Annotated in this window: 10 protein-coding genes; all 10 read right to left on the bottom strand. The window is 74.7% G+C overall.

The features are described 5' to 3' along the window. Positions 1-165: 165 nt before the first annotated feature. The 10 genes from AB0G08_RS19295 to AB0G08_RS19250 all read right to left on the bottom strand — a co-directional run bounded on the left by AB0G08_RS19295 (position 166) and on the right by AB0G08_RS19250 (position 11721). Complete coding sequence (locus AB0G08_RS19295; RefSeq protein ID WP_358089538.1) at positions 166-519, bottom strand: hypothetical protein; 354 nt, start codon at positions 517-519, stop codon at positions 166-168. Between the two features lie 143 nt (positions 520-662). After that, positions 663-1826 (bottom strand): acyl-CoA dehydrogenase, encoded by a 1164-nt coding sequence (locus AB0G08_RS19290; RefSeq protein WP_358089535.1) that lies wholly within the window; start codon positions 1824-1826, stop codon positions 663-665. A 16-nt stretch (positions 1827-1842) separates the two neighbouring features. Continuing rightward, positions 1843-3900 (bottom strand): biotin carboxylase N-terminal domain-containing protein, encoded by a 2058-nt coding sequence (locus AB0G08_RS19285; RefSeq protein ID WP_358089532.1) that lies wholly within the window; start codon positions 3898-3900, stop codon positions 1843-1845. A 42-nt stretch (positions 3901-3942) separates the two neighbouring features. After that, complete coding sequence (locus AB0G08_RS19280; protein ID WP_358089529.1) at positions 3943-5544, bottom strand: carboxyl transferase domain-containing protein; 1602 nt, start codon at positions 5542-5544, stop codon at positions 3943-3945. Between the two features lie 55 nt (positions 5545-5599). Further along, complete coding sequence (locus AB0G08_RS19275) at positions 5600-6739, bottom strand: acyl-CoA dehydrogenase family protein (RefSeq protein ID WP_358089526.1); 1140 nt, start codon at positions 6737-6739, stop codon at positions 5600-5602. Continuing rightward, the gene (locus AB0G08_RS19270) at positions 6736-8478 is read right to left on the bottom strand and encodes an acyclic terpene utilization AtuA family protein (protein WP_358089523.1); all 1743 of its coding nucleotides are present in this window, start codon (positions 8476-8478) and stop codon (positions 6736-6738) included. The genes AB0G08_RS19275 and AB0G08_RS19270 overlap by 4 nt, the downstream gene beginning before the upstream one ends. Next, on the bottom strand, positions 8475-9287 hold the full coding sequence (locus tag AB0G08_RS19265) for a TIGR03084 family metal-binding protein (RefSeq protein ID WP_358089521.1): 813 nt from the start codon (positions 9285-9287) through the stop codon (positions 8475-8477). Before AB0G08_RS19265 ends, AB0G08_RS19270 begins: the two co-directional genes overlap by 4 nt. 39 nt (positions 9288-9326) lie before the next feature. Then, the gene (locus AB0G08_RS19260; protein WP_358089518.1) at positions 9327-9929 is read right to left on the bottom strand and encodes a TetR/AcrR family transcriptional regulator; all 603 of its coding nucleotides are present in this window, start codon (positions 9927-9929) and stop codon (positions 9327-9329) included. Positions 9930-10208: 279 nt separating this feature from the next. Continuing rightward, positions 10209-10970, bottom strand: a complete 762-nt coding sequence (locus AB0G08_RS19255; RefSeq protein ID WP_358089515.1) for a metallophosphoesterase family protein — start codon at positions 10968-10970, stop codon at positions 10209-10211. 73 nt (positions 10971-11043) lie between these two features. Continuing rightward, complete coding sequence (locus AB0G08_RS19250) at positions 11044-11721, bottom strand: Crp/Fnr family transcriptional regulator (RefSeq protein WP_089003062.1); 678 nt, start codon at positions 11719-11721, stop codon at positions 11044-11046. Positions 11722-11790 lie beyond the last annotated feature (69 nt).

Here is an 11790-nt window from a genome sequence, read left to right as displayed (position 1 = left end):
GTTTGGCCCCCCCCTCTCTCTACCCCCCGCCCTCTCGGCGTGGGTGGTGGCCCCCCCCCCCCCCGGGGGCGCCCCCCCCCCCCGCCCCCGGGGGGGGGGGGGGGGGGGGGGCCCCCCCCCCCCCCCCCCCACCCCGGCTTGCTCGGTCTCCCGCATGGGGACCGGCTACCGGGAAGGGAGTGGCCCTGGTTCGAGGTTCAGGAAGATGTGGATCATCCATACGAGAATTGTGATCAAGGACGCGACGCAGAGCACTGCGAAGAAGACGAATCCGACCCAGTCGGCGGTGCTGGGGTCAGGGTGCGATCTGAGGGTTCGCTTCTGGAAGAACCACATACCGGTCGAGCCCAGCACTGACAGAGCTGTGGCGACTATCCCGACGTGAGGTCGAAGGTAGCCGCCAACCACCGCGCCGAGGTAGATGATCGCTGCCGCGATGAGGTTGGCGAGCACGTTGACGAACAGGTCCCTGGCGAAGGACTTCCCGGCCCGTGTGGAGCGAGGCGGCGTCTCGGTCACTACTCCAGCCTGGACGGACGTGTCAACCCTGTGCCCGGGTCCGGTGCCCGCCGCTGACGCCAGTCATCCGGATCCAGCCGCTCCCCGAGCGCGGCCAGGTCCTTGTCCTGCCGGGCCCGGTCCTCGGCCCTCTTCCGGCGGCGTCAGTAGGACTTGTCCTGGCCGAGGACGTGCTGGGCGACGAAGTTGAGGATCATCTCGCGGCTGACCGGGGCGATCCGGCCGGCGCGCACCGCGCCGAGCAGCGTGGCCACGCCGTACTCGGTGGTCATGCCGGCCCCGCCGAGCACCTGGACGGCGGTGTCGACGGCCAGCGCCGCGGCCTCCCCGGCGGCGTACTTGGCCATGTTGCCGGAGACCCCGGCCTCCAGGTCGCGGCCCGCGTCGTAGAGGGTGGCCGCCTTCTGGATCATGAGGCGGGCCAGCTCGACCTGCACGGCCGCGTGTGCGAGCGGGTGGGACACGCCCTGGTGCGAGCCGATGGTCCGGCCGCCCCAGACCTTGCGGGTGGCGGTGTACTCGCTGGCCCGCTCGATGGCGTACCGGCCGGTGCCGGCGCCCATCGCGGCGACCGTGATCCGCTCCGGGTTGAGCCCGGCGAAGAGGGCCGGCAGGCCGGCGTCCAGCGACTCGCCGACCAGCGCGTCGGCGGGCAGCCGCACGTCGTCGAGGTAGAGCAGGAACTGGTTCTCCGGGGACACGATCTCCATGTCCAGCTTGGACCGGGTCAGCCCGGGTGCGTCGGTCGGCACCACGAACAGCGCCGGCTTGAGCTTCCCGGAGACCGCGTCCTCGGTCCTCGCGACCACCAGCACGTACGACGCCTCGTCGACGCCCGAGATGTAGCACTTGCGGCCGGAGAGCAGCCAGTCGTCGCCGTCGCGGCGGGCCACCGTGCCGAGCCGGTGGAAGTTCGAGCCGGCCTCCGGTTCGGTGATCGCGAAGACCACCTTCAGCGAGCCGTCGGCGAAGCCGGGCAGGTAGCGCTTGCGCTGCTCCTCGGTGCCGTGCCGGGCGATCACTGTGGCCGCGATGGCCGGGGAGACCACCAGCAGCAGCAGGGGGCAGCCGGCCGCCGCCAGCTCTTCGCAGACGATGGCCAGCTCGGTGATTCCGCCCCCGCCGCCGCCGTACTCGGTGGGGATGTTGACCCCGAGGTAGCCCAGCCGGCCGGCCTCGTCCCACAGCTCGGTGGTGTGCTCACCGGCCCTCGCCTTGGTGACGAAGTAGTCGTGGCCGTACCGGCGGCCCAGGGCGCGCACGGCGTCGCGGAGCTGGTCCTGCTCGGGGGTGAGGTCGAAGTTCATCGCGGGGCCTCCAGGATCACTCGGGGTCGACCACGGCCAGCACGGCGCCCGTGTCGACCTGTCCGCCGGCCGCGACCGGCAGCTCGGCGACCACGCCGTCGGCCGGGGCGAGCACGGGATGTTCCAGCTTCATCGCTTCCAGGGTCAGCAGCAGGTCGCCGGCCGCCACCCGCTGCCCGACCTCGACGTGCACCCGGGTCACCGCGCCGGGCAGCGGCGCGACCAGCGACCCGGCCGCCAGCTCCACGGTGGGATCTCCGAAGCGCGGCAGCTCGGCGAGGCTCGCCGCCCCGTCCGGGCCGTCCACGAAGACCTCCGAGGACACCCGGTGTACGCGGTACGCGCGCCGCACCCCGTCGACGTCGAGCACCACCCGATCGGGGTACGCCCCGACCAGGGTCACGGCCGGGGTCGGCGCGTCTGCCGGGGCCGCTCCGTCCGGGGTCGGCCCGGCTGTCGGGGCCGCTCCGTCCGGGGTCGGCGCGTCGGCGGGGGCGGCGGAGCCCGCGCCCGGCGAGACCGACCACTCGGCCAGGCCGCCCGAGCGGTCCAGGCGGTAGCGGACCTCGATCTCGCCGTCCGGCCCGGCGAGGCGGGTGACCTGCGGGAACGCCGGCACGTTGCGCCAGCCCGAGGGAAGCCCGGCCAGCGCCGTCGCCGAGGCGCGGCGGGCGGCGGCCGAGGCGAGGGCCGCCGCCAGCGCGGCCGGGGGGAGCTGATCGTCCGGCAACAGCGGGGCGAAGACCTCGGGGTGCCGGTCCAGGAATCCGGTGTCGAGGTCGACGGCGGCGAACTCCGGGCTGCGCAGGACGCGGACCAGCAGGTCCCGGTTGGTGGCCACCCCGTGCAGTTCGGCGCGGGCCAGCGCGCCGGCCAGGGCGCGGGCCGCCTCGGCGCGGGTGGGCGCCCAGGCGATCACCTTGGCGAGCATCGAGTCGTAGTGGACGCCCACCACCGAGCCGTTGACGACGCCCGAGTCCAGCCGCAGGCCCGGCCCGGCCAGCGGTCCGAACTCGGCCGCCACGCCGGGCACCGCGAACCGGTGCAGGGTGCCGGTCGCCGGCCGGTAGCCCTGTGCGGGGTCCTCGGCGCAGAGGCGTACCTCGATCGCGTGGCCCTGGGCCGGCGGGGTCGCCGCCACCGGCAGCGGCTCGCCCTCGGCGACGAGCAGTTGCAGCCGGACCAGATCCAGGCCGGTGGTCAGCTCGGTGACCGGGTGCTCGACCTGGAGCCGGGTGTTCATCTCCAGGAAGTAGATCTCCCCGTCGGGCGCGAGCAGGAACTCGACCGTGCCGGCGCCGACGTAGTCGACCGCCCGGCCGGCGGCCACCGCCGACTCGTGCAGCGCCGTGCGCACCTCGTCCGGGAGGACGCCGGGCGCCTCCTCGACGAGCTTCTGGTGGCGGCGCTGGATCGAGCAGTCCCGCACGCCGAGGACGGCCACCCTCCCGTGGGTGTCGCCGAAGATCTGCACCTCGACGTGCCGGCCCCGCTCGACGTACCGCTCGACGAAGACCGTGCCGTCGCCGAACGCGCCGGCCGCCTCGCGGCGCGCGGAGGCGACGGCCTCGGCCAGCCCGGCGGCGTCCCGGACGACGCGCATGCCGCGCCCGCCACCCCCGGCGGACGCCTTGACCAGCACCGGGAAGTCGGTGATCTCGTCGGCGTCGGTCCAGGTGGGGAGCATCGGCACGCCCGCCTCGGCGAGCAGGGCCTTGGCCGCCATCTTGTCGCCCATCGCGGCGATCGCCTTGGCGGGCGGGCCGACCCAGGTCAGCCCGGCGTCGGTCACCGCGGCGGCGAACTCGGCGTTCTCGGCGAGGAAGCCGTAGCCGGGGTGGACGGCGTCCGCCCCGGCCCGGCGGGCCGCGTCGAGGATCAGGTCGATCCGCAGGTACGTCTCTGCGGGCGTGTTTCCGGGCAGCCGGACGGCGTGGTCGGCCTCGGCGACGAACGGCGCGTCGGCGTCGGCGTCGGAGTGCACGGCCACCGTCTCGACGCCGAGCGCCCGGCAGGTGGCGAAGACCCGGCGGGCGATCTCGCCCCGGTTCGCCACGAGCAGTTTCCGGATCACTGGTCCCGCCTCTCGATCGCATTCATCGGGCGCACTGCCGCCTCACATCCGGAAGACGCCGAAGCCGTCGGCGCCCCTCACCGGCGCGTTGTGGATCGCCGACAGGCAGAGCCCGAGGACGGTACGGGTGTCGCGGGGGTCGATCACGCCGTCGTCGTAGAGCCGGCCGGAGAGGAAGAGCGCGCCGGACTGCGACTCGATCTGCTGCTCGACCATCATCCGCATGGCGGCGTCGGAGTCCTCGTCGTAGTCCCGGCCCCGGGCGGCGGCGGCCTGCCGGGCCACGATGGACAGCACGCCCGCGAGCTGCGCCGGCCCCATCACCGCCGACTTGGCGTTCGGCCAGGTGAACAGGAACCTCGGCTCGTACGCCCGCCCGCACATGCCGTAGTTGCCGGCGCCGTAGGAGGCGCCGAGGTTGACCGTCAGGTGCGGCACGGTCGAGTTCGACACCGCGTTGATCATGAGGGCGCCGTGCTTGATGATGCCGCGCTGCTCGTACTCGGTGCCGACCATGTAGCCGGTGGTGTTCTGGAGGAAGACCAGCGGGGTGTCGGCGGCGTTGGCGAGCTGGATGAACTGGGTCGCCTTCTGCGCCTCCTCGCTGAACAGCACGCCCCGCGCGTTGGCCAGCACCCCGACCGGGTAGCCGTGCAGCTCGCCCCAGCCGGTGACCAGGGCGGTGCCGTAGGCCGGCTTGAATTCGTCGAACTCGCTGCCGTCGAGCACCCGGGCCAGCACCTCGCGCGGGTCGAACGGCACCTTGAGGTCGGCGCTGGCGATGCCGAGCAGCTCCTCGGCGTCGTACTTCGGCGGGGCCGGGAACGGGTTGCGCGGCGGCGGGCCCTGCTTGCGCCAGTTCAGCCGGCGTACGCACTGCCGGGCCAGCCGGATGCCGTCCCGCTCGTCGGACGCCAGAAAGTCGGCCAGGCCGGACGTCGTGGCGTGCATGGCCGCCCCGCCGAGGGACTCGTCGTCGGTGACCTCGCCGGTGGCCATCTTCACCAGCGGCGGCCCGGCCAGGTAGACCTGCGACCGGTCCCGGATCATGATCACGTGGTCGGACATGCCCGGCACGTACGCGCCCCCGGCGGTGGCGTTGCCGAAGACCACGCTGACCGTGGGGATCTTCGCGGCCGAGAGCCGGGTCAGGTCGCGGAACACCCGTCCGCCGGGGATGAAGATCTCCGCCTGGGTGGGCAGGTCCGCGCCGGCCGACTCGACCAGGTTCACCATCGGCAGCCGGTTGGCCAGCGCGATCTCGCCAGCCCGGCGGGTCTTCGCGAGCGACCACGGGTTCACCGCGCCGCCGCGCACCGTCGGGTCGTTCGCGACGACCAGGCACTCGACGCCCTCGACCACGCCGATGCCGGTCACCACGCTGGCGCCGACGGGGAAGTCGGTGCCGTACGCCGCCACCGGGGACAGCTCCAGGAACGGGCTGTCCGCATCGAGCAGCAGCTCGATCCGCTCCCGGGGGAGCAGCTTGCCCCGCCCGTGGTGCCGGGTCACGTACTTCTCGCCGCCCCCGGCGCGGGCCCGGTCGAGGGCGGCGTCCAGCTCGGCGAGGCGCTCCACCAGGGCCTCCCGGTTGGCGCGGTGCCCCGGCGAGGACGGGTCGATCGCGCTGCGCAGTGTGGTCACAGGCCCTCCTTCGTTCGTGACTGCGGGGCTCGCAGACCCGGCTCACTCCTCGCACTCACAGGCCCATGCCCTTCGCGATGATCTCGTTCATGATCTCCGTGGTGCCGCCGCCGATGCCGAGGATCCGGGCGTCCCGGTAGTGCCGCTCCACCTCGGCGTCGCGCAGGTAGCCGTAGCCGCCGTGCAGCTGGAGCGACTGGTCGACCACCTCGGCGCAGGCGGCCACCGCGACGTTCTTCGCCATCGCCACCTCCGTCACCACCGGCTCGCCCGCCGCCACCCGCGCCGCCACCTGGTGCACGTACGCCCGGGCCGCCTCGGCGCGGGTGTGCATCTCGGCCAGCCGGTGCCGGACGAGCTGCCGGCTCGCCAGGGGCCGGCCGAACGTGGACCGGTCCCGGCACCAGCGCACCGCCAGCTCCACGGAACGCTGCGCGATGGCGTACGCCTGGGTGGCGAGGGAGAGCCGCTCCGCGGCGAAGTTCTGCATGATCGCCAGGAAGGCGGTGTCCTCCGCGCCGACCCGGTTCGCCACCGGCACCCGGGCGTCGACGAAGGAGAGCTCGGCGGTGTCGGAGCAGTGCCAGCCGAGCTTCTCCAGCCTCCGTCCGACGGTGAAACCGGGCGTGCCCTTCTCGATCACCAGCAGCGTCAGGGCGCCGCTGCCCGGCGGCAGGGTGCAGACGGCGGTGGTCACGAAGTCGGCCCGTACGCCGCTGGTGATGTAGGTCTTCGACCCGTTGACCACGTAGTGGTCACCGTCGCGGTCCGCGCGGGTGCGGATGCTCGCCACGTCCGAGCCGCCGTCCGGCTCGGTGATGGCCAGCGCGCCGATCATCGTGCCGGCCAGCGTCGGCCGGACGTACCGGTCGATCAGCTCCGCGTCGCCGGAGGCGACGATGTGCGGCAGCGCGATGCCGTGGGTGAAGAGCGCCGCGATCAGGCCGGACGAGCCGCCGGAGCGGATGATCTCCTCGGTGACGATGATCGAGTCGAGCAGGTCCCCGCCGCTGCCGCCGACCGCCTCCGGGAAGCCGATGCCGAGCAGGCCGAGCTTGGCGGCGGTGGCGTGCAGCTCCCGGGGGACCTCGCCGGCCCGCTCCCAGTCGTCCAGGTGCGGCAGCACCTCCCGGGTGACGAAGGCCCGGGTCAGCTCCCGCAGTTGCCGGCGCTCCGGCGTTTCCACGATGGTCACCGACCCTCCCCGGGCGTCGTGCCGCCGGCCGGGGAGCCCGGGCCGGGCGCGAGCTCCGCCGGCAGGTCGACGACTCGGGAGCGGAGCAGCTCGCCGAGCGCCTTGGCCTGCGGATCGAACCGGGTGGAGGCGGCCACCCCCTGCCCGAGCAGGCCCCGGACGACGAAGTTGACCGCCCGCAGGTTCGGCAGCTCGTACCGCTCGACCGTCAGCGGCGCGGTCTCCGGCAGCAGCTCGCGCAGCCGGTCGGTGGTCAGCCAGCCGCGCAGCCACGACCAGGTCGCGTCGGTGCGGGCCCAGACGCCCAGGTTGGCGTCGCCGCCCTTGTCGCCGGAGCGGGCCCCGACCAGCTCGCCGAGCGGCGCGCGCCGGGTGGGCCGGTCGGCCGGCGCGGCGGGCGGCGGCTCGGCCTCCGGCGGGTCGGCGGCGGTCGCCGGCTCGTCCGGTGGGCCGGCGGTGCGGGCCGGCGGCGGAATCGCCACCCGCTCGCCGGAGGGGAGCACCGCGACGTGCGGCACCGCGTCCTGCGGCACGGCGTCGGCCGTGAACACCCCGTAGGGCGCCGCGTCGCCGGGGAGCGTGGTCAGCGTGCAGCCGGGGTAGGAGGCCAGGGCCAGTTCCACCGCGGCGGCCGAGAAGGCCCGCCCGGCTCGCGTCTTGTCGCCGTCCCGCAGGTGTACGTGCAGCAGCGCGCTCGCCGCCTCGGTGTCGACCGCGTCCGCGTGGTCGGTGCGGGCCAGGGTGAACTCCAGCCCCTCCGTGCCGACCGCCGCCTCGACCTGGCTGCGGACCAGGGCCGCCTTCGCGGGGATGTCGAGCCCGCACAGGACGAAGGTCATCGAGTTGCGGAAGCCGCCGAGGTTGTTGACGCCCACCTTGAGGGTGCCCGGCGGGGGCGTGCCCCGGACGCCGCTCACCCGTACCCGGTCCGGCCCGTCGGCGCCCAGCTCGACCGTGTCCAGCCGGGTCACCACGTCGGGGCCGAGGTAGGCCGGGCCGCCCACCTCGTAGAGCAGTTGGGCGGTGACCGTCTCCACGGTGACCGCGCCGCCGGTGCCCGGGTGCTTGGTGACCACACAGGAGCCGTCGGGGTGCAGCTCGGCGACCGGGAAGCCGGGGCGTCGTCCGCCGTCGGGCAGCTCGGTGAAGAAGCTGAAGTTGCCCCCGGTCACCTGCGCCCCGCACTCGAGCAGGTGGCCGGCGACGGTCGCCCCGGCCAGCGCGTCCAGGTCGTCGCGGCCCCAGCCGAAGCGGGCGACCGCCGGCCCCACCACCAGGGACGCGTCGGTCACCCGGCCGGTGACCACCACGTCCGCCCCGGCGTCCAGGCAGGCGGCGATGCCGTACGCCCCCAGGTAGGCGTTCGCCGTCAGCGCGTCCGGCCGGGCGAGGGCGTCGCCCTCGACGTACCCGACCCGGACGGTCAGGCCGAGCCGGTCGGCGAGCGACCCGATCGCGGCGGCCAGGCCGGCCGGGTTCAGCCCGCCAGCGTTGGTCACGATCCGCACGCCCCGGTCCAGCGCGGTGCCGAGGCAGCCCTCCAGCTGGCGGAGGAAGGTCTTCGCGTAGCCGAGGGCGGGGTCGCGCAGCCGGTCGCGGCCGAGGATGAGCATGGTCAGCTCGGCCAGGTAGTCGCCGGTCAGCACGTCCAGTTCGCCGCCGTCGAGCATCTCCCGCCACGCCGTGGACCGGTCGCCGTAGAAGCCGGAGGCGTTGCCCACCCGCAGCACGTCGCTCACGCCGCCACCCCGCCCACGACGTCGGTTCCGGCGGCGGCCGGCGGGCGGCCGGGGCCGGGTGGGCCGGCGAAGGCCTGTGCGACGTCCAGCCACGCGTCGGCGACCGGCCCGGTCGCCGACAGCGCCAGGTCCGCGCGGTGCCTGCGCTGGGTGACCAGCAGGCAGAAGTCGAGCGCGGGGCCGGTGACCCGGTCGGCGGCGTCGGCCGGGCCGTACGTCCAGGTGTCGCCCGCCGGCGCCGCCAGCTCGACCCGCACCGGCGCCGTCGGCACCGGCCGGCCGTGGGCGGCGAAGCTGTGGCCGAGGGTACGGAAGCCGAGGTGCGCGACGTGCCGCAGCCGGGCAGTGCCGGGGCGCGTCACCCCGAGCGCGTCGGCGACGTCCGTCCCGTGCGCCCAGGTCTCCATGATCCGGGCGGTGGCCATCGAGGCGGCCGACATCCGGGTGCCGAACCAGGGCAGCTTCCCGCCGGCCGGCACGCGCGCCAGCGCGTCGGCGAGCGCCGCCCGGCCGGCGCGCCAGCGGGGGAGCAGCTCGCTCGGCGGGGCGAGGAACTCCTCGGCGGCGGCGTCGACGAGCCGGGCGGGGTCGGGGGCGGCGACCACGGTGGCGAGGAACGCCTCGGCGTCGGTGGCGGCGAGCAGGGCCACGTGGTCGGTCCAGGCGAGGTGGGCGATCTGGTGCCCGACGCTCCAGCCCGGCGACGGCGTGGCGCGTCCCCAGTCGACCGGCGGCGGGCCGGCCACCAGGTCGTCGAGCTGCGCGGACTCGTCGGCCAGGTCCGCGAGCAGGTCCTTGAGGTCGACCATGGTGCCTCCGGGGCTGGGCGGGCCGGTCAGGGCGGGCGGTCAGGGGGTGAGCAGGGTGGCGAGCTGGCGCTTCCAGGTGTGCAGCAGGGCGGCGCGGCGGGACGAGTCGTCGGTGAGCAGGTTGGCCACGCCCAGCCCGCGGAGCAGGTCGAGGGTCGCCTGCACCGCCTCGCGTACGCCCGGGCGGCGCTCGTCCACGTCGAGCAGCGCGACGGTGAGCCGGTGCATCTCGCGGCCGACCTGGGCCTCCAGCGGCACCAGGGCCTCGCGCAGCTCCCGGTCGGTGCGGGCGGCGACCCAGAGTTCGAGGGCGGCGACGAAGAGCGGGCCCGTGAAGGCCGCGCCGAGCAGGTCGATCACCCGGTCGAGCCGCTGGGGGCCGGGCGGCAGCGCCTCGGCCTCGGTGCGCAGCTCCTCCGCCCGCCGCTCGGCGAGGTGGGCGACGGCGGCCGTGACCAGCGCGGCCTTGGTGGGGTAGTGGTGCAGCTGGGCGCCGCGTGAGACGCCGGCCCGGGCCGCGACGACGGTGGTGGTGGTGCCGGACCAGCCGTGCTCGATCAGGCACTCGACGGTCGCCTCCAGCAGCCGGGCCTGGGTGGCGCGGCTGCGTTCCTGCTGAGGGACGCGGGTCGATGCGGGCACGGGGACAGCCTGCCGCCGTTGAAACAAACAGTCAAGACTGACTTTTTCTGGCCCGCACCGGACCGTCGCGTGCCGGCCGAGGTTGGTGACCAGGTGGTCGGGCGCTGTCGAGCTGCCCCTACGGATGGGGCAGGGGCCTGTGGGGGCCACAGTCGCGGCGGGGATCGCGTTCGCCGGGGCTCGCGTCGGTAGGGCTCGCGTCGGTAGGGGAGGCCGGCCGGTCCTATGGACGGGGCAGCTCGACAGGGCGCGACGGGTGTCGTCCCACCCGGGCGGGAGTCATCCGTCGGTCACTGCTCGGCGGCCGTCGCGCGGGGCGAACACCGCGAGGGCGGTGGCGTCGCTGTGTCGGGAGCGCAGGTACTCGTCCGCCCACTCGGCGGCGTCGGGGAAGCCCGACTCGGCGACCACCCGGGCGCAGGCGGCGTCCACGTCGAAGGGGGTGCGCCGCAGGTGCACCCCCGGCCCGAGGAGCGCCCAGAAGGCGCCGGGGCCGCCGTAGGGCATCCCGACGCTGCCCGGGTTGACGATCAGCCGCCGGTCGGCCAGCCGGGTGAACGGCATGTGGGTGTGCCCGCAGACCACCGTCCCCACCTCGGCCGGAACGTCGGCGAGCACCTCCGCCCAGCGTTCCATCCGGGAGTCGACGAGCACGACCTCCTCGTCGTCGCGGGGGGTGGCGTGACAGAACAGCACCGGACCGAGGCCGGTGACCTCCAGGGTGACCGTCAGCGGCAGCGCCGCCAACCGGGCCACCTGGTCGTCGCGGAGCTGCCCCGCCGCCCAGTTGGAGACGTCGATCGGGGAAGGGCGGCCGGCCCGCGCCTCCACCAGCTCGCGGTCCGCGTTGCCCCGTACCCAGCAGACCCGGTCGCCGAGGCCGGCGAGCACGTCCAGCACCTCGACCGGCTGCGGACCTGCCGCGATGTCGCCGGTTAGCACGATCAGGTCGGCGGCGGCGACGTCCGGCTCGGCCAGTACGGCCTCCAGCGCCGGCAGCGCGCCGTGGATGTCGGAGAAAACGGCGACCCGGTCCAGCATCGCTCCACCGTGCCCGCCGGACCGGCCGGTGTCCAGCGATTCTGCCCCGGGCAGATCCGGCGGGTCGGGCGCGTCAGACGCGAGCGCGGCGGGCCAGGCGCTCCGGGTCGAGGATGATGATGCTCTTGCCGTCCAGGCGCAGCCACCCGCGGGAGGCGAAGTCGGCCAGCGCCTTGTTGACGGTCTCCCGGGAGGCGCCGACGAGCTGGGCGATCTCCTCCTGGGTGAGGTCGTGGGTCACCCGCAGCACGCCGCCGTCGCGGGTGCCGAAGCGGCCGGCCATCTGGAGCAGGTTCTTGGCGACGCGGCCGGGCACGTCGGTGAAGATCAGGTCGGCGAGCGAGTCGTTCGTCCGCCGCAGCCGGCGGGCGAGCACCCGGAGCAGCTGCTCCGCGATCTCCGGCCGGTTGTTCAGCCACGGGCGCAGGGCCTGCTTGCGCAGCCGCACCAGCCGGGTGTCGGTGACCGCGGTGGCGGTCGCCGTGCGCGGGCCAGGGTCGAAGAGCGACAGCTCGCCCACCATGTCCGACGGGCCCATCACCGCGATCAGGTTCTGCCGGCCGTCGGCAGCCCGCCGACCGACCTTGATCTTGCCGGAAAGCAGGATGTAGAGACTGTCGCCGGGCTCGCCCTCGTTGAAGACGATCTCGCCCTTGCGGACCTCCAGCGTCTCCATCTCCTTGGCGAGCGCCTCGGCAGCCTCCGGGTCGACGCCCTGGAAGATCCCGCTGCGAGCCAGTACCTCGTCCATCGCGCACCTCCGCCTGCGCGTGCCGTCCGTCGGCCGGGTCCGCCGTCCGCTGATCCCTCGCGCGTCGCC

It is taken from the genome of Micromonospora sp. NPDC023644 (assembly GCF_040640115.1).
Taxonomy (GTDB): Bacteria; Actinomycetota; Actinomycetes; order Mycobacteriales; family Micromonosporaceae; genus Micromonospora.
The sequence above is the reverse complement of the archived record's forward strand: the minus strand, read 5'-3'. Positions and strand labels throughout refer to the sequence as shown.